The 17076-nt window shown below is 72.7% G+C and carries 16 protein-coding genes, 1 tRNA gene and 1 other RNA gene; 11 read left to right on the top strand and 7 right to left on the bottom strand.

Going from position 1 to position 17076, the window contains the following annotated elements:
- Positions 1–39: 39 nt before the first annotated feature.
- The 3 genes from FM110_RS05060 to ffs form a co-directional block, all read right to left on the bottom strand.
- Positions 40–309 carry a hypothetical protein gene (locus tag FM110_RS05060; RefSeq protein ID WP_087103251.1) on the bottom strand — a complete coding sequence of 90 codons (270 nt, stop codon included), beginning with the start codon at positions 307–309 and terminating at the stop codon, positions 40–42.
- A 33-nt stretch (positions 310–342) separates the two neighbouring features.
- On the bottom strand, positions 343–927 hold the full coding sequence (locus tag FM110_RS05065; protein WP_143276274.1) for a type II CAAX prenyl endopeptidase Rce1 family protein: 585 nt from the start codon (positions 925–927) through the stop codon (positions 343–345).
- A 223-nt stretch (positions 928–1150) separates the two neighbouring features.
- Positions 1151–1247, bottom strand: an RNA gene (ffs, locus tag FM110_RS05070) — signal recognition particle sRNA small type.
- A gap of 286 nt (positions 1248–1533) precedes the next feature.
- Here ffs and FM110_RS05075 point away from each other — a divergent pair.
- The 5 genes from FM110_RS05075 (at position 1534) to FM110_RS05095 (ending at position 6900) form a co-directional block, all read left to right on the top strand.
- Positions 1534–3090, top strand: a complete 1557-nt coding sequence (locus tag FM110_RS05075; protein WP_087103255.1) for an alanine/glycine:cation symporter family protein — start codon at positions 1534–1536, stop codon at positions 3088–3090.
- Positions 3091–3271: 181 nt separating this feature from the next.
- Positions 3272–4933: a sodium-dependent transporter gene (locus tag FM110_RS05080; RefSeq protein ID WP_087103257.1), complete on the top strand. Its 1662-nt coding sequence runs from the start codon at positions 3272–3274 to the stop codon at positions 4931–4933.
- Positions 4934–5046: 113 nt separating this feature from the next.
- Entirely contained in the window at positions 5047–5154 is a 108-nt protein-coding gene (locus FM110_RS05085) for a methionine/alanine import family NSS transporter small subunit (RefSeq protein WP_087103259.1), read from the top strand.
- A gap of 220 nt (positions 5155–5374) precedes the next feature.
- Positions 5375–5459: transfer RNA gene (locus tag FM110_RS05090), tRNA-Ser, on the top strand.
- A gap of 463 nt (positions 5460–5922) precedes the next feature.
- A complete protein-coding gene (locus FM110_RS05095) occupies positions 5923–6900 on the top strand; it encodes a neutral zinc metallopeptidase (RefSeq protein ID WP_087103261.1) in 978 nt (325 codons plus the stop codon).
- Between the two features lie 130 nt (positions 6901–7030).
- Here the strand turns inward: FM110_RS05095 and FM110_RS05100 are convergent, their stop codons facing one another.
- The 3 genes from FM110_RS05100 to FM110_RS05110 are packed head-to-tail and all read right to left on the bottom strand — an operon-like array spanning position 7031 to position 9643.
- A complete protein-coding gene (locus FM110_RS05100) occupies positions 7031–7315 on the bottom strand; it encodes a hypothetical protein (protein WP_143276276.1) in 285 nt (94 codons plus the stop codon).
- Positions 7312–9276 carry a ferrous iron transport protein B gene (gene feoB, locus FM110_RS05105; protein ID WP_087103265.1) on the bottom strand — a complete coding sequence of 655 codons (1965 nt, stop codon included), beginning with the start codon at positions 9274–9276 and terminating at the stop codon, positions 7312–7314. Before feoB ends, FM110_RS05100 begins: the two co-directional genes overlap by 4 nt.
- On the bottom strand, positions 9269–9643 hold the full coding sequence (locus FM110_RS05110) for a FeoA family protein (RefSeq protein WP_087103267.1): 375 nt from the start codon (positions 9641–9643) through the stop codon (positions 9269–9271). Before FM110_RS05110 ends, feoB begins: the two co-directional genes overlap by 8 nt.
- A 284-nt stretch (positions 9644–9927) precedes the next feature.
- Here FM110_RS05110 and FM110_RS05115 point away from each other — a divergent pair, with 284 nt between their 5' ends.
- The 3 genes from FM110_RS05115 to FM110_RS05125 all read left to right on the top strand — a co-directional run bounded on the left by FM110_RS05115 (position 9928) and on the right by FM110_RS05125 (position 13014).
- Positions 9928–11085, top strand: coding sequence for an LLM class flavin-dependent oxidoreductase (locus tag FM110_RS05115; protein WP_087103269.1), 1158 nt, complete (start codon positions 9928–9930; stop codon positions 11083–11085).
- A 77-nt stretch (positions 11086–11162) separates the two neighbouring features.
- A complete protein-coding gene (locus tag FM110_RS05120) occupies positions 11163–11930 on the top strand; it encodes a CE1759 family FMN reductase (protein ID WP_234991919.1) in 768 nt (255 codons plus the stop codon).
- Between the two features lie 73 nt (positions 11931–12003).
- Positions 12004–13014, top strand: coding sequence for a Sir2 family NAD-dependent protein deacetylase (locus FM110_RS05125; RefSeq protein ID WP_234991920.1), 1011 nt, complete (start codon positions 12004–12006; stop codon positions 13012–13014).
- Between the two features lie 15 nt (positions 13015–13029).
- Here FM110_RS05125 and FM110_RS05130 read toward each other — a convergent pair whose 3' ends face one another.
- Positions 13030–14010 carry a LacI family DNA-binding transcriptional regulator gene (locus tag FM110_RS05130; protein WP_159457981.1) on the bottom strand — a complete coding sequence of 327 codons (981 nt, stop codon included), beginning with the start codon at positions 14008–14010 and terminating at the stop codon, positions 13030–13032.
- Between the two features lie 123 nt (positions 14011–14133).
- On the opposite strand from FM110_RS05130, the gene FM110_RS05135 reads away from it, so the two are divergent.
- From FM110_RS05135 to FM110_RS05145, 3 genes are read left to right on the top strand one after another with little or no spacing between them, the layout of a single operon-like run.
- Complete coding sequence (locus tag FM110_RS05135) at positions 14134–14691, top strand: MFS transporter (RefSeq protein WP_087103273.1); 558 nt, start codon at positions 14134–14136, stop codon at positions 14689–14691.
- Positions 14664–15395, top strand: a complete 732-nt coding sequence (locus FM110_RS05140; RefSeq protein ID WP_087103275.1) for an MFS transporter — start codon at positions 14664–14666, stop codon at positions 15393–15395. Before FM110_RS05135 ends, FM110_RS05140 begins: the two co-directional genes overlap by 28 nt.
- 51 nt (positions 15396–15446) lie before the next feature.
- Positions 15447–17033, top strand: a complete 1587-nt coding sequence (locus FM110_RS05145; RefSeq protein WP_087103277.1) for a glycoside hydrolase family 43 protein — start codon at positions 15447–15449, stop codon at positions 17031–17033.
- The last annotated feature ends 43 nt before the right edge of the window (positions 17034–17076 follow it).

The following is a 17076-nucleotide window of genomic DNA, read 5'->3' on the forward strand; positions in this document are numbered from 1 at the left end:
ACCGGGCGAGCAGTCCTCTCCCGGCGCACTCGGAGATGCTCAGCGCCCGACCCTGGAGACGGCGAGCCGACGCACCGCGACCGCGGCCCCGAGCCACAGCACGCATGCGACCAGCTCGAGCAGCAGCCAGCCGGAGGCGGGACGCTCCTCGAGCGGCACGGTGAGGTTCTGCTCGAGGGCCACGCGCAGCGAGTTGAGCAGGCCGTGGCCGAGCACAGCAGGCCATACGCTGGCACCCGCCTCGCGCAGGGCCGCGAGCAGCGGGCCGACGGCGAAGACGGCCAGGAGGTAGGCGGTCGCATCGCGCACGCTGAAGCCGAGAGCGAGGACGATCGGCAGGTGCTACAGCGCCCACAGCGCCGAGGTCCACAGCGCCGCCGCCCAGAACCCCCGAGGCGCGAGACTCTCGTGCAGCCAGCCGCGCCAGGCGGTCTCCTCTCCGAACGCGAACAGCGACTGCATCACGGCCACGACGGGGACGGCGAGCGCCACGGCGAGCAGGGAGCCCGACGGGGCCCACAGGCTCGCCCCCGTCACGGCGCCGAGCAGGATCCGCAGCACGGGGACGAGCGCGAACGCGGCGAGGGCGGCGGCGAGGCCGATCAGCAGGCGCCGACGGTCTCGGACCACGAGCCCGAGGGCGTCCCGCAGGCGCTGATCACGACGACGGACGGCGAGCACCGCGAGCAGCGGTGTCAGCTGCGCCAGCGGTACCGCCAGGCCCAGCGCCTCCTCGGGCACCGGCCCGAGGGCGAACGGGACCGACAGCAGGGTCGAGGCCCCGATCGCGAGCACGGCGAAGCCGAGCACCCGCATCAGCGCGATCGGCCCGGGGCCACGGCCTGCGACGGAATCCGGAACGGGGCGACCGACCGGTTCCGGCGCCGGGCGGCGGACAGGAGCGGGGGCGCTCGGGGCGAGATGCATCTGGTCTCCTCGGCGGGTCATCAGGACCCGTGCGGCCCCGCCGTCGATGCTTCCCGCGGACGCGGCGCCGCGGCATCCGGCGCTCCCTCCGATCGCCCGGGGGATAACCCGATGCGGCTCGTGCGGGATCGCGCACGCATCGGCGTGGTCGCGCTCGCTCCGACCACCGCGTCCGTCCTGGCGCGGATGGCCCCCCGCCGAGCGCACGACAGCACCCCGGGCAGGCGACGACCCCCCGTGCACCTGCCAGAGCCCGCCTGCCCTTGCTGCCGTCAGGCCCTGGGGGAGTTCAGCGAGATGACACCGCACGAGGGGTCGCTGTGGAGTCTACCCAACGCCACGGCCCTCCCGCGAGCCCGCAACGGGTCGCGTGCCCGACGAAGGTCACCGTTCGGACACGGCTTGACCGATTGCGCCGCGCGATGCGCTCAGTGCACTACGTTATCCACCGAGCAGTCTGTGACCCCGGCCACTCGAGCCCTCTCGAGCTGCCGACCCGCCGTGCGAGCCCCCTCGCACGCACTCCCCCCATCCCCGACGGCAGCAAGGGCAGCGACCATCCCCGGTGCGCGGCCCTCCGTCGCCCCCTCCACTCGAGGAGTCCTCGTGATCCAGAACCTCATCGACGGCGCGAACGGCCTCATCTGGTCGCTCCCGCTCGTCCTGCTCTGCCTCCTGGCGGGCCTCTACTTCAGTCTGCGCACCGTGTTCCTGCAGGTGCGCTGCATCCCCGACATGCTCGCCCAGCTCCGCGACGGCGAGGCCTCCCAGGACGGCACCTCGTCCTTCCAGTCGCTCATGATGTCCCTCGCGGGACGCGTGGGCATGGGCAACATCGGCGGCGTCGCCACGGCGATCGCGATCGGAGGCCCCGGGGCCGTGTTCTGGATGTGGACCGTCGCCTTCCTCGGCGCCGCGACCTCGTTCATCGAGTGCACGCTGGGGCAGATCTACAAGGAGAAGGACGTCGACACCGGCGAGTACCGCGGCGGACCGGCGTACTACATCGAGAAGGCCTACAAGCACACCGCTGCCGGACCGCTGTTCCTCGTCTACGCGATCGTCTTCGCCGTCGTCACCATCTTCGCGATGTGCTACTTCCTGCCGGGCGTCCAGGCCAACGGCATCGCCTCGTCGATGTTCGCCGCGTGGAACCTGCCCCACTGGATCACGGCGGTCGCCCTCGTGATCGTGCTCGCGTTCATCGTGATCGGCGGCGTCAAGCGCATCGCGACCTTCGCCGTGATGGTCGTTCCCGTCATGGCGGTGCTCTACATCATTGCGGCGCTGATCGTGTTCCTCATCAACGTCGACCAGATCCCCCACGTGTTCGGGATGATCTTCTCGTCGGCCTTCGGCGCCCACGCGGTCTTCGGCGCGATCGTCGGCAAGGCCGTCGAGATGGGCGTCAAGCGCGGCCTCTACTCCAACGAGGCGGGCCAGGGCACCGGCCCCCACGCCGCCGCGGCGGCCGAGGTCTCCCACCCCGCCAAGCAGGGATTCGCGCAGGCCTTCGCCGTGTACATCGACACCCTGTTCGTCTGCACCGCCACCGCGTTCCTCATCATCTCCACCGACATGTATCGCGTGTACGGCCCCGAGGGCGACACCGGCCCCACGATCTACGAGGGCAAGGTCCCGGCGGACGTCGACTACGGTCCCGAGTTCGCGCAGTTCGGCTTCGACACCGTCTTCTCTGGCATGGGCCCGACCTTCGTGGCGATCGCCCTGCTGTTCTTCGCCTTCACCACGATCGTCGCGTACTACTACATGGCCGAGGTCAACCTCGCCTACCTCTCCCGCTGGATCCCCAACCGCACGGCCCGCCGCGTGGTCCTGCACCTCCTGCAGGCCCTCGTGCTCATCTCCGTCGTCAACGGCGCGGTGACCACCACGGGCGCCGCCTGGGCGCTCGGCGACATCGGCGTGGGCGCGATGGCATGGCTGAACATCGTCGCGATCCTGATCATGCAGGGCCCCGCCCTCAAGGCCTTCAAGGACTACCAGCGCCAGAAGAAGGAGGGCCTGGACCCGCAGTTCGATCCGCGGCCCCTCGGGATCCGCAACGCCGACTTCTGGGAGCACCGGGCCGACGGCCTGGTCCGCCAGGGGCAGAGCGGCGCGGAGCTCGACGACATCACCGGCGGCAGTTCCCGCTCCTGATCGCCCCTGCGGTCGCCTCGGCGACCTCCGCCCCCTGCGGCGACAGCCCGACGGCGGGCACCGGCAGCGTCCGGTGCCCGCCGTCGTGTGTCCGGATTCCGAGCACGAGGGGTGCAAAGCGCGGACCCCTCCTTACCCTGGACCGTCCCAGTCCTTCCACGCCCGGCCGAAAGGCTCTCGCATGTCCTCCTCCACCACTCCCGACGCCCCCGCGCACACGGCGACCGCGGACCGCGGCGCCTTCTCGGGCCGCTCGGCGTTCATCTTCGCCGCGATCGGCTCGGCCGTCGGCCTGGGCAACATCTGGCGCTTCCCCGCCGTGGCCTACGAGAACGGCGGCGGCGCGTTCATGATCCCCTACCTCGTCGCGCTCATGACGGCGGGCATCCCGCTGCTGTTCCTCGACTACGCGATCGGCCATCGCTGGCGCGGCTCCGCCCCGCTGGCCTGGCGCCGCGTCAAGCGCTGGACCGAGTTCATCGGCTGGTGGCAGGTGCTCATCTGCGTCGTCATCGCGGCCTACTACGCGCTGATCCTCGCGTGGGCCGGCGACTACATCTTCTTCTCGCTCAAGCAGTCCTGGGGCGACGACGCCGCGGCGTTCTTCGGCGAGTTCACCCAGGCCCCGGCCCCCGAGGCCTCCGGGCTGACCGGCCAGATCATCTGGCCCATCTTCATCTCGATCGTCGTCGTCTGGGTCGCCGTGCTCGCCACGATGGTCCTGGGCGTGGAGAACGGCGTGGCCAAGACCTCGATGGTCTTCATCCCGCTGCTGGTCGTCATGTTCCTGGTGCTCGTGATCCGGGCCCTGTTCCTGCCCGGCGCCCTCGAGGGCCTCGATGCCCTGTTCACCCCGAACTGGGGCGCGCTGCTGAACGGGCAGGTGTGGGTCGCGGCCTACGGGCAGATCTTCTTCTCCCTGTCCGTGGCCTTCGGGATCATGCTCACCTACGCCTCCTACCTGAAGAAGAAGTCGGACCTCACGGGCTCGGGCCTCGTGGTGGGCTTCGCCAACTCGGGTTTCGAGATCCTCGCGGGCATCGGCGTCTTCGCGGCGCTGGGCTTCATGGCCCAGGCCCAGGGCGTCGAGGTCTCCGAGGTCGTCTCCGACGGCGTCGGCCTGGCGTTCATCGCCTTCCCGACGATCATCGGCGAGGCTCCCGGCGGCGCGCTGATCGGCGTGCTCTTCTTCGGCTCGCTCGTGCTCGCGGGCTTCACCTCGCTGATCTCGATCGTCGAGGTCGTCATCTCCGCCGTCCACGACAAGTTCGGCACCACGCGTGCGGCGGCCTCGGTGATCGTGGTCGTGCCGCTGGCGATCGTCTCCACGCTGCTGTTCTCCACGAGCCAGGGCCTGCCGATCCTCGACACGCTCGACGCCTTCGTGAACCAGTACGGCATCGTCGCGGCGGCCCTCGTCTCGACGATTATCTTCGCGTGGGTGCTGCGCGGGCTCCCCACGCTGCGCGATCACCTCAACCACCGCGGCAGCTTCAAGGTCGGCACGATCTGGATGCTGTGCGTCGCGATCATCGACCCGATCGTGCTGGCCGTCTCGGTGTTCTTCGCGACCAAGGAGCTGCTGGCCACCGGTGCGCCGTACGGCGGCTACCCCGGATGGTTCGTCGGCCTCCTCGGCTGGGGCATGGCGGCCGCGCTGATCGTGGTCGCGATCATCCTGTCGATGCTGCCGTGGTCGCAGCGCTCCCACCTCGACAAGGCCGACTCGGACGGCGACGAGGTCGCCCCCGAGGTGGTCCGGGGCGTGGGCCTGGACGACGCGGGCACCGACAACCCCCACCAGATGCGTCCCCACGGGCACGCCGCCGCTGCGGTGCGCTGACCCGCCGGACTGCGCAGTCCGACCCGTGCAGCCGACGCGCGCACGGACGGACGGCGCCGTCGCCCAGCCCCTCCCTCCCCGGTCCCCGGACCGGCTTCCAGCAAGGAGTTCCCATGTCGGCATCTGCCATCGTCATGATGATCGTCGCGATCGGCGGCGTCTGGGGCGGCCTCGCCGCCGCCGTCGTCAACGTCGCACGCCACCCGGAGGATCTCGACTGAGACCCCTCCCCTGATCGACGTGAGCGCCCGGTCCGCGCTCGGGGGCCGGGCGTCGTCGCATCCGGCCCGGGTTCCGACCCCAGCGCAGGTTCCGGTCCGACGACGGGCCCCGCCTCGGCTCCGGCACAACGCTGCGAATGTGAGATGCACCCGTCCCGGGGCCGAGCTGGGCGATCCGCGACGGCATCCTGTAGTCTGATGCCTGCTCTTCGGAGCGCCTGGAGGATTCGCATAGCGGCCTAGTGCGCACGCCTGGAACGCGTGTTGGGTGAAAGCCCTCGGGGGTTCAAATCCCCCATCCTCCGCCCGGGAAACGCCCCCTGACCTGCGATAACGATCGCAGGCCAGGGGGCGTTCGGCATGTCGGGAGTGCGGCTCGCGGCACCGGGAGACGCCTGTGCGGCCGGACCGCCCGCCCGGGCCCCTGATACCGCGGCCCGGGTTCCGCCTCAGCTCGAGGCACCTCGCACCCAGGCTCCGACGCAGCTCGAGCGCTTCCATTCCCCCGCGCCGCACCCCGGCTTCGGCGTGCGCGTCCAGAACATGCTCCCCAGCGGCATGCGCCCCGGATATTGCAGGGCGCATGCCGTCTCACTGCATCTTCTGGACGCCAGACGCTCGTGAGCGCACCCGGGCGGCGTGCCAGCGGGCCGCCCGCAGCCGACCGCCCGCCTGGGCAATCGCACCCCCGGCCCCCTCCCTCTGAGTACGCTGGCGCCGAGGCCCGGAGACCGTCCGTGCGCCGCGACACGACCGCGCAGAAGGACCATGAGACCCCAGGGCCGACACCTCGCACACGGCGCCGAGGCGACGCATCGTCACCCGGCGCTGGTCCTGTGCGCAGCAGTCCTGACCGGCCTGTGCGTCGTCGGCCTCACGGGGTTGGCGTTCCTGGGGCATCTCGACGACCTCGCCGCCCCGTACGCCTCGACCACGAGCCCGCGCCAGCATGCCGACGGCGCAGGTTCCGGCACGAGCGCCATCGCCGGCAGCGCGGCCTCGGTGGCGCCGGGCACCGTGCCGACCTCGCACGCGGACGATGCGGCCTGGCTGGACCTGGTCCGCAGCCCGATCACCGGGCTCGGCGTCCCCGAGCGCACGCGGTGCGACCTGCCCGCACCCGATCCGACCGGCTCGACGCCCGCGCTCGAGCAGAGGCTGACGGTTCTGACCTCCTGCCTGGACCGCGCCTGGCAGGGACCGGTCCAGCGCGCGGGGCTGGAGTTCAGCCCGGTCGCGGTGCGCGTGCTCGATCCGGCCCAGACCAGTCCCGGCCAGTGCGAGCAGGCCGAGACCGTGGTCCCCGCCGCGTACTGCGAGGCCGATCGGACCATCTACGTCTCCCCCGCCGCCGCCCGGCAGGACGCCGAGGTGCCGGACATCGGCGACCTCCTGCTCGTCGCGGCCGTCACCCACGAGTACGGCCATCACCTGCAGTCCCTGACGGGTCTGGCTGGCGCCGTGCACGCGTACACCGCGGATCACCCCGAGGCCGAGCCCGAGCTCACGCGCCGCCTGGAGTCGATGGCCACCTGCCTGGGCGCGAGCACGCACGGCCTCCTCGACGGGTCGCCGCAGGTCACCCAGGGGTTCTACGAGCACATGGTCGACGCCGAGACGTACCGCCCCGATCCCGCTCACGGATCCGGCGCCACCCAGGCGCGATGGGCGCGGGCGGGCTACGACGATCCCGGCGTCACCGGGCGCTGCGCGACGTTCTCCGCCCCCGACGAGCTCGTCGCCTGAGGCAGCAGGTCATCCTCCGAGGGCGCACGCGCGCCGCCTGCGGTAACGGGGGCGCGGGCTCGCGGGACATGCGGCGGGAGTGCACCGGTTCGAGCAGGAACGGGGAGCGCGACCCCGCCAGAACGCACTCTCAGCGTGCCCGCAGCTCCAGCACGCGGGCGCCGTCGGGCGCGCGGCTCGCGCACGGCGCCGGGCCGGCGGCCGCGACGGGGCAGGAGCCGCAGCCTCCGGACGCGCAGCCCGCGCCGGTGCTCGAGACCGTGAGCGCGCCCGTGCGCTCGAGCTGCACGAGCACGGCCCGCACCACCGGTACGGGCAGGTCGGTGGCCTGCGCGATCATCGGCGGGGTCGACGCGCCGTCGCGGACGGCGGCCATCACCCGGGTGGCGGGTCCTCGCGCCCGGACCCCGGTCACCAGATCAGCCTGCCGATCTGGAACACGGCGACCGCGAGGGTCCATGCGATGCACAGCTGCATCGCGACCCCGAAGACGGTCCAGCGCAGGCCGATCTCGCGGCGCTGGGCGGCGAGGGTCGCCACGCACGGCGTGTAGGCGAGGAGGAACACGAGGAAGGCCCAGACCGCGGGGCCGGTGTGCCCGCCGGAGGAGTCCGCGAAGGTCGCGCGCAGCTGCACCGCGAGCGGCGAGGAGCCCTGCTCGCGGGCGTCCAGGGAGCTGGGGTCCTCGAGCGCGTAGGTCTGCGCCCAGGACGAGATGACGGCCTCCTTGGCCACGAAGCCGGTCACGAGGGTCCCGGCGGTGCGCCAGTCGCCGAAGCCGGCGGGCGCGAGCACCGGGGCGACCGCCTGGGCGCCCGCGGCGTACAGCGAGTCCTCCGGCGGGACCTCACCGAGCGCATGGTCCCCGGTCGCGGGGATCGACTGCAGCGCGAAGACCACGATGACGGTCGCGACGATCACGCCCCCGGCGGTCTGCAGGAAGCCGTGCAGGCGCACCCAGGTGCCCGCGGCGAGGATCCGCGGCGAGGGCACCTGGTAGGGGGGCAGGTCCATGACCAGCGGCGCCGAGCCCATCGTGCGCCACAGCGTGCGTCGCAGCGCGAACCCGGTCGCGATCACCAGCAGGATCGAGATGACGTACATCGCGAACACGACGGTCCCGGCATGCTCGGGGAAGAACGTTCCGGCGAGCATCACGTACACGGTCAGGCGCGCCGAACATGAGGTGAAGGGCACGAGCAGGGCAGTGAGGATCCGCTGGCGCGTGTCCGACAGCACGCGGGTCGCCGAGATCGCCGGGACGTTGCACCCGAAGCCGACGATGAGGGGCAGGAACGCCCGCCCCGGCAGCCCGAGGGCGCGCATGGCGCGATCGGCGACGACGGCGGCGCGGGCCATGTACCCGGAGTCCTCGAGCGCGGCGAGCAGCGCGAACATGATCGCCATGAGCGGGGCGAAGGTCAGCAGCATCCCGACGCCCGCGACGAGGCCGTTGAGCACGAGCCCGGTGACGAGGGGGTGGTCGATGCCCAGAGCCGCGAGCAGCGCCGCGCCCGCGTCGGTGACGGGGCCGCTGAACAGGGCGTCGAGGCCGTCCTGCAGGGGCGCGGCCACGATGGTGGTCAGCTGGAACACCGCCCACATCGCCGCGAGGAACACGAGCGGTCCGGCGATCGGGTGGAGCACGATGCGGTCGATCCGCTCGCTGGCCGAGGGCCGGGCCGGGCCGTCGCCTGTGCCCGGCGAGCCGGCGAGCGCCGGGGCGAGCGCGGCCTCGATCCACGCGAAGCGATCGTCCATCGCGGCGAGCTCATCGTCCGCCGGGGCGTCGGTCGGGCGCGGCGCCATGGTGCGGCTGCGCAGGGCGTCGGCGACGGCGGCGGCGAGCTCCTCGACGCCGGTCCCCCGGCGCGGGTCCACGGCGACGACGGGACAGCCGAGGCCCGCGGCGAGCGCCTCGGCGTCGACGGCGGCTCCGCGCCGGGCGGCCACGTCGTTCATGGTCAGGGCCACGACGACGGGGAGGTCGAGCTCGCGCACCTGCGCGCACAGGTAGAGGGAGCGGGCGGGGTCGACGGCATCGGCGGCGATGACGACGGCGGCGGGGCGCTCCGCGGCGGGGGCGTCGACCAGGATCGAGCGGGTCAGGGCCTCGTCGGGCGACTGCGGGTCCAGCGAGTAGGTGCCGGGCAGGTCGATCACGTCGACGCGCTCGTCGCCCACGTGCCAGCGGCCCCGACCGGTCTCGACGGTGGTGCCGGGCCAGTTGCCGACGCTGCGGCGCAGGCCCGTCACGGCGTTGAACAGGGTGGTCTTGCCGACGTTGGGGCAGCCGATGAACGCGACCGTGGGCGCGCCCGCGGTGGGGGCGACGGAGCCGCCGCCGTGGCAGGAGGACTGGACGGTCTCAGGCACGGGCCGCGGCGTTCGCGCTCGGCTCGCCGGTGCCCGCGTCCGCCCGGTGGGCGGCGACCGCGCCGGTGCCGCCGGCGCACATCGGGCTCCCGGTCGCGTCCGCGGCGCCGGAGGCGGCGAGGCAGGTGCCGTCGGCGCTCGCGAGGCACACGGTGATGCCCGCGCAGGTGGCGCGGTCGATCGCGACGCGGCTCGGGCCCGTCCGCAGCAGGAGCCCGCCGCCGGCGGTCCGCTGGACGGCGCTGATCGGCGCTCCCCGGCGCACGCCGAGCTCGAGGAGACGGCGGCGCAGGCCGATGTCCGCCGGGAGGGCCTCGATGTCGAGGTCCCGGTGGAGCGGTGCGTCGAGAAGCGAACAGACGGTCATGCGAAAAAGGGTAAGGCATGCCTCACTCGCGCGGAAGCCGATGGTCCCGCACTGTCCGCCGTGTGCCCCGGCGAACACGCCTCTTGCTATCGGGCGCAGGTTAGTTTAGTTTTCCCCTAACGGATCGCGCCGCGGACTGCACAGCACGGAGCAGCAGGCGACGCGCAGGATGCACCGAGCACGCCGCATTCAGCGCACCGTGTCGTGCATGCGGCATCGGGAACGCCGCATCGGGCACCCACCCCGAGCGCGATCATCGAGGACGACGCACCAGGAGGCGCACCATGCAGTTCGGCATCTTCACCATCGCGGACATCACCCGCGATCCCACGACCGGCCGCGTTCCCACCGAGCACGAGCGCCTGAAGACCATGATCGCCGAGGCCGAGCTCGCCGAGCAGGTGGGCCTGGACGCCTTCGCCCTGGGCGAGCACCACAACCCGCCGTTCGTGACCAGCTCCCCCACCACCACGCTCGCCTACATCGGCGCGCGCACCGAGAAGATCATCCTCTCGACCGCGACGACGCTCATCACCACCAACGACCCGGTGAAGATCGCCGAGGACTACGCGATGCTGCAGCACCTCACCGAGGGCCGCGTGGACCTCGTCATGGGCCGCGGCAACACCGGCCCGGTCTACCCGTGGTTCGGGCAGGACATCCGCAAGGGCCTCGAGCTCGCGATCGAGAACTACGAGCTGCTGCACCGCCTGTGGCGCGAGGACGTGGTCGACTGGCAGGGCGAGTTCCGCACGCCGCTGCAGCAGTTCACCTCCACCCCGCGCCCCCTCGACGGCGTGCCTCCGTTCGTGTGGCACGGCTCGATCCGCTCCCCGCAGATCGCCGAGCAGGCCGCGTACTACGGCGACGGCTTCTTCCACAACAACATCTTCTGGCCCATGAGCCACACGAAGCAGATGGTCGAGCTCTACCGCCGCCGCTTCGAGCACTACGGCCACGGCAGCGCGAAGCAGGCGATCGTGGGCCTGGGCGGCCAGGCGTTCATGCGCAAGGACTCCCAGGCGGCCGTCGCCGAGTTCCGCCCCTACTTCGACAGCGCCCCGGTCTACGGCGGCGGCCCCTCGCTCGAGGACTTCACCGCGCAGACCCCGCTGGTGGTCGGCTCCCCCGATCAGGTGATCGAGCGCTACCTGACGATGGCCGACCACGTGGGCGACTACCAGCGCCAGCTGTTCCTCATGGACCACGCGGGACTGCCGCACCAGACCGTCATGGAGCAGATCGAGCTGCTGGGCACCGAGGTGGTCCCCGTCCTTCGCCGCGAGCTCGACGCCCGCCGCCCCGCCGACGTGCCGGACGCCCCCACCCACGCCTCGCTCGTCGCCGCGGCCGAGGCCGAGCGCGGCGCCTTCGACCCGACGTACCGTTTCGAGACCGGGGACAACTGGACCGGCCTGCGGGCCGAGGACGCGAGGGAATGATGACCGAGACGCCGAGGACGGAAAGCCCGACCACGACGGGACGGAACGTGACGGGCCCGACCACGACGGGACGGAACGTGACGGGCCCGACCACGACGGGCGCGACGACGACCGCCGCGCAGCAGGGCGCGGACGCCGCCGCCGGTGCAGCCGCCGCGCGCCCGCTGCGCCTGCTCGTGCTGGCCGCCGGACTCTCCACCCCGAGCTCCACCCGCATGCTCGCCGACATGCTCTCGGGCGCGACGCGCCGGGCCCTCGAGCACGCCGGGAAGGCGGTGGAGGTCCGCACGATCGAGCTGCGGGAGATCGCTCGGGACGCGACCGACATGCTGCTGTCCCGCGTGGCATCGCCCCGCCTGCAGGAGGTGATCGACGCCCTGGGCTCGGCCGATGCCGTGATCGCCGTGACGCCGATCTTCAACACGGGCCCGTCGGGCCTGTTCAAGACGTTCGTCGACGCGCTCGACACCGAGCTGTGGCGCGGCACGCCGGTCCTGCTCGGCGCCACGGCCGGGACCAGCCGCCACGCCCTCGCGCTCGAGCACGCCATCCGGCCCGTCTTCGTCTACCTCAAGGCCCAGCTGGTGCCGACCGGCGTGTTCGCCGCGAGCTCGGACTTCGGGGCGATGCAGGCCGACGAGTCCGACGAGCAGCCGCTGGCCCTGCGCGCCGCCCGCGCCGCCGACGAGCTCGCCGCCTTGCTGACCTCTCCCGCCGCCGCGGCCGCTCGCGCCGCCGCGGAGGCGGCGCCCGAGCCGTCCGGGGCCGACGGCGATGCCACCGGGCTGGACGCCGAGTTCGCCGACTTCACGCCGATGGACGCCCTGCTGCACCGGCACCGGTGACCGCGCCCTGTCCGTGCCCGCCGCCGCGCGCTCCCGCTCCGGGGACGCGCGGCGGCGTCCGTAGGCTTGGCCGGTGACCCGGATCGAGCAGAACCCCGCCCCGGCCGCCAGCACGGGCGATGCCAGCGGCACGGACGTCGGGCGCTGGTTCGCCACCGCGACCGCGCCGGGGGCCGCGGTGGCCCGGGGCCTGCCGCGCCTGCCCGCCTGGGGCCCGGACCCGCGCGGCGGCTACGGGATCGTGAGCGCTCCGGAGGTGGTCGACGAGGCGCTCGCCGTGCTCCGCCGCGCCTCCCCGGCGGCCGTGCTGACGGGCGCGGGCATGTCCACCGGCGCGGGCCTGCCGGACTATCGCGGAGCCGATGCCGTGCCCCGCTCCCCCATGACGATCCAGGAGTTCACGGGCTCCGACCTCGCCCGGCGGCGGTACTGGGCGCGCGCCACCGTCGGCTGGTCCCACTTCACGCGCGCACGCCCGGGCCGCGCGCACGAGCTCCTCGCCCAGCTGGGACGCGCCGTGCCGCTCACCGCCGTCATCACCCAGAACGTCGACGCCCTGCACCAGGCCGCCGGCTCCGATCCGGTGATCGACCTGCACGGACGGCTCGATACGGTGCGCTGCTTAGGCTGCGGCGCGAAGATCTCCCGCGCCGTGCACCATGAGCGCCTGCTCACGATGAACCCGCAGGTCGCGCGGCGACTGCCCGAGCTCGCGGCCGAGACCGCGCAGGCGCCCGACGGCGATGCCGAGGTGGACCGCACCGCGGACTTCCGCTACCCCGTGTGCGCGCTGTGCGGCGGGATGCTCAAGCCCGACGTGGTGTTCTTCGGGGAGAGCGCCGAGCGCGCCCGGGTGGACGCGGCCTTCGAGGCCGTGGCCGACAGCGGCGCGCTGCTCGTCCTCGGCTCGAGCCTCACGGTCATGTCGGGGCTGCGCTTCGTGCGGAGGGCGCGGGCCGACGGCCTGCCCGTCGTCATCGTCAACGACGGCCCCACCCGTGGGGACGAGCTCGCGACCGTGCGGGTGCACGGTCGGATCGAGGACGTGCTGAGCACCTGGTACGCGCGCCTCGCCGGGGCCTGAGCGCCGCCGCGTCCCTCAGACCGAGCGCCGGCGGATCATCCGCAGCCCCGCGGTCGCCTCGTCGCCGGTCGCGCTCTCGCCCATCTGCGCCAGGCCCCGCGCGAACAGGCGATGGGCGATGGCCTGCGCGTCCAGGGCGATCGTCGTGAGCGGCGGCTCGAGGAACGCGGCCATGGGCTCGTCATCGAGGCCGATCACGGCGAGGTCCTCGGGCACACGGATGCCCTCGGCGTGCGCGGCGGCGAGCAGCGCCCCGGCCCAGAAGTCGTTGTAGCAGACCACGCCGTCCACGGGCTCCGGCCCGCGCACCCAGTCGCGGACGATCGGGCCCAGTGCCGTGTCGGCGTCCTCGCGGATCTGCGGCACGCGGTGCTCGCGGGGGACGGGGAGCCCTCGCCGGGCGCACGCGGCGGCGACACCGGCGCGGCGGTCGGCCTCGAAGATCCCCAGGGACTCCTCGACGGCCCCGAAGTAGGCCAGGCGGGTGCGGCCGGCCGCGACGAGCGCGGCGACCTGCATCTCGGTGACGGCGGCGCCGGAGGCGACCTCCTGCACGCCGCTCCAGCCGTCGACCCACGGGGTGCCGAGGCGCTCGATGACCTCGCGGTCGGCGTCCTCGAGCCCGACGACGGCGAGGGCCAGGCGCGGCCACAGGTGGGAGAGCGTGAGCTCGAGGCTGCTGGAGGACCCGGTCTGGAAGGTGACGAGCGAGAAGCCGCGCGCGGTCGCGAGCGCCGTGAGGGTGTCCATGATGTCGCCGATGTTGCGGCCGAAGGGCATGGAGCGGGTGATGACGAGGATGACGGGCGGCGCCTGTCCGCGCAGGGCGCGGGCGCTGTGGTTGGGCACGTAGTCGAGCGCGGCGGCGGCCTCGCGCACCCGCTGCCGCGTGGCCTCGGGGATCGAGATGCCGGGGCGGTCGTTGAGCACGTAGCTGACGGTCGCGCGGGAGACGCCGGCGCATGCTGCCACGTCGGCGCTGGTCGCGCGCTTCATCTCGTGCTCCTCTCGCGCGCCGGTCATTCCCGGTTCTGATCAACCCTGGCCCACATCGTGGCCCCGCCCGGCGCGCCGCAGCGCCATCCCCGTCACCGTCGACACCACCCGGAGGCCCCCTCCATGAACCCCAGCGCCACCCCCGACATCACGCCGCCTAACGCGACCTCCGGGCTCGGGCCCACCAGCCGCACCCTCGAGCCGGCGGGTGAGCACCACGTGACCGGCGCCGCGCTCCACAAGCTCGTGTGGTCGATGCTCATCACCTCGATCGCCCTCTTCGCCTGCTACATGGCCGCCGGCTCGGTGCTGCTGCCCGCGCAGGTCAACGAGCTGGACCCCTCGGCCAAGGAGGCGAACCTCGCGATCGTCACGTCGGTCTCGAGCTTCGCGACGATGTTCGTCCAGCCCCTCGTCGGCGCCCTCTCCGACCGCACCCGCTCCAAGCTCGGCCGCCGCGCCCCGTGGATGCTCGGCGGCGCTTTCCTCGGCGGCATCATGCTGATCCTGCTGCCCCACATCGGGCGCGGCGTCGCGATCATCGCGGTCATGTGGGTGCTCGCTCAGGTCTCCCTCAACGCCTCCAGGGCCCGCTGTCCGCGCTCGTCTCCGACCGCCTGGACGAGGACTTCCGCGGCACCGCCTCCGCGTTCATGGGCGTTGGCTCGACCGTCGGCATGACGCTCGGCATCCTCATCGCCGGGCAGTTCGTCGCGAACATGGGGGTGGGCTACCTCGTCGTCGCCCTCGCCGTGATGATCACGACGGCCCTGCTGATCCTGCTCAACCAGGACCGCTCCTCGAAGGACCTCGCGGTCGAGCCCTTCCGCCTGGGCTCCTTCCTCAAGGGCTTCTGGGTCTCGCCCCGCCTGCACCCCGACTTCGCCTGGGCCTTCGCCCAGCGCTTCGCGATGTTCCTCGGCGCGATCGGCCTGACCGGCTACATGTTCTACATCCTGCTCAGCTACGTGGGCATGGACCCCGTCACCGCCGGCGGCTTCATGGGCCTGCAGTCCCTCGTCTACGCCGCCTCGTCCGTGGTCGCGACCTTCATCGCCGGCCCGCTCTCCGACAAGCTCCAGCGCCGCAAGATGTTCGTCGTCATCGCGACGCTGCTCATCGCCATCGGCTGCATCTTCCCGCTGCTCATGCCCACCACCACCGGCATCCTGCTGTACTCGGTGGTCGCCGGGGCCGGCTTCGGCGCCTACATGGCCGTGGACGTGGCCCTCGTGGTCGACGTGCTCCCCTCCCCCGAGGAGGCCGCCACGTGCCTGGGCATCATCAACATCGCCAACAACGTGCCCCAGATGCTCTCGCCGATCATCTACGCGGGCCTCATCGCCGCCTTCGGCTACTCCTCGCTGTGGGTCGGGCGATCGTGATCGTCATCATCGCCTCGCTCCTCGTCCTGCCGATCAAGAAGGTGCGCTGACATGGCCGAGAACGACGCCCTGCCTAATCCGCTGATCCCCGGCTTCCACCCGGATCCGAGCGTCTGCTTCGTCGACGGCTGGTACTACCTGGCCACCTCGAGCTTCGAGTACCTGCCGGGCATCCCGGTCTTCCGCTCGCGCGATCTGCGCGAGGTCGAGCTGATCGGCCACGTGGCCGTCCGCGAGGGCCAGCTGGGCGTTCCCGGCGTGCCCACCGGCGGCGGCGCCTGGGCGCCCACGATCCGCCATCACGACGGCCGTTTCCACCTCGTGGTGCCCGACATGCTGGGCACCGGGCGCGGGAACGTGCTGTTCACGGCCGACGACCCTGCCGGCACCTGGTCCGACGGCGTGGTCATGGAGGCCCTGGGCATCGACCCGGACATCGCCTGGGACGAGGACCGCACCTGCTACGTGACGATGTCGGGCTTCATGCTCGACGACGAGACCGGCGAGCTGAACCACCTGGGCATCACCCAGGTGACCATCGACACCGAGACCGGGAAGGCCCTGTCCGAGCCGATCCGCCTGTGGTCCGGCACCGGGGGCATGTTCCCCGAGGCCCCGCACCTGTACCGCCGCGGCGAGCACTGGTACCTGATGATCGCCGAGGGCGGCACCGAGCGCGGCCACTCCGTGACGATCGCCCGCGGCCCCTCCCCCTCGGGCCCCTTCTCCGGCGCACCCCACAACCCGCTCGTGACCGCCCGCGGCACCGACCGGGCCGTGCAGAACACCGGGCACGGGGACCTGATCGAGATGGCCGACGGCTCCTGGGCGATGGTGCTGCTGGGCACCCGTCCGCGCTCGACCACCCGGGCGTTCGCGCCGATGGGCCGCGAGACGTTCATCGTGCCCGTGACCTGGGTGGACGGCTGGCCGTACGCGGAGCCGGTGCGCCTGGACGACCGCCACGCGCCGCACGAGCACGTCGTCGACCTGGGCGGTGCCGCCCCCGCGGGCGAGCAGGGCTTCGACCCCGAGCTGATCGCGGTGCGGCGCTTCCCGTGGGAGGTCGCGGACGCCGCGGCTCGACCCGGGGCCCTGCGGCTCACGGGCCGCGGCGTCGGCATGGAGGACCTCGCCCCGGACTTCATCGGGATCCGCCAGAGCACCGAGGGCCTCGAGCTCGAGTGCGAGCTGGATCTGCGCGCGGGCGCCGGCGGGCTCTCCCTCCGCTTCGACGAGCACTCCCACCTCGATATCGAGGCGGGCGGCGCAGAGGGGACCGTGCGCGCGAGCATGCACACCTACTCCCTGGCGCAGTCCTGGGAGGTGCTGCTGCCGGATGCCGGGACCGACGGGGACGCCACGGACGGCCCGCTCGCCCGCCTGGCCCTGCGGATCGTCGCCGAGCCCTTCGTGGTCGGGGCGCTGAACATGAACGCCTCCTGCGACACGCTCCGCGCGCAGGTGCGCGGAGCCGACGGCTGGATCGACATCGCCTCCGTGGACGGCCGCTTCCTGAGCTCGGACGTGTGCGAGTCGTTCACCGGTCGCGTGGGCGGGCCCTACGCCCGCGAGGGCGTGGTCGACGTGCTCGCGCTGCGCCGCCGCGGCCAGGACATCGAACGCGCCATCCGCTGACCCCTGCGGGCGCGCCGGTCCCCGGTGCGCCCGCAGCGCCGCT

The organism is Brachybacterium nesterenkovii, assembly GCF_900163655.1.
Taxonomy (GTDB): domain Bacteria; phylum Actinomycetota; class Actinomycetes; order Actinomycetales; family Dermabacteraceae; genus Brachybacterium; species Brachybacterium nesterenkovii.

Coding starts and splice junctions, on each gene's coding strand:
- FM110_RS05085 (WP_087103259.1), top strand. CDS start 5,047: ATGTCGGCATCTGCCATCGTCATGATGATCGTCGCGATCGGCGGCGTC.
- FM110_RS05130 (WP_159457981.1), bottom strand. CDS start 14,010: ATGAAGCGCGCGACCAGCGCCGACGTGGCAGCATGCGCCGGCGTCTCC.
- FM110_RS05135 (WP_087103273.1), top strand. CDS start 14,134: ATGAACCCCAGCGCCACCCCCGACATCACGCCGCCTAACGCGACCTCC.
- FM110_RS05115 (WP_087103269.1), top strand. CDS start 9,928: ATGCAGTTCGGCATCTTCACCATCGCGGACATCACCCGCGATCCCACG.
- FM110_RS05145 (WP_087103277.1), top strand. CDS start 15,447: ATGGCCGAGAACGACGCCCTGCCTAATCCGCTGATCCCCGGCTTCCAC.
- FM110_RS05110 (WP_087103267.1), bottom strand. CDS start 9,643: ATGACCGTCTGTTCGCTTCTCGACGCACCGCTCCACCGGGACCTCGAC.
- FM110_RS05065 (WP_143276274.1), bottom strand. CDS start 927: ATGCATCTCGCCCCGAGCGCCCCCGCTCCTGTCCGCCGCCCGGCGCCG.
- FM110_RS05140 (WP_087103275.1), top strand. CDS start 14,664: ATGGGCGTTGGCTCGACCGTCGGCATGACGCTCGGCATCCTCATCGCC.
- FM110_RS05095 (WP_087103261.1), top strand. CDS start 5,923: ATGAGACCCCAGGGCCGACACCTCGCACACGGCGCCGAGGCGACGCAT.
- FM110_RS05080 (WP_087103257.1), top strand. CDS start 3,272: ATGTCCTCCTCCACCACTCCCGACGCCCCCGCGCACACGGCGACCGCG.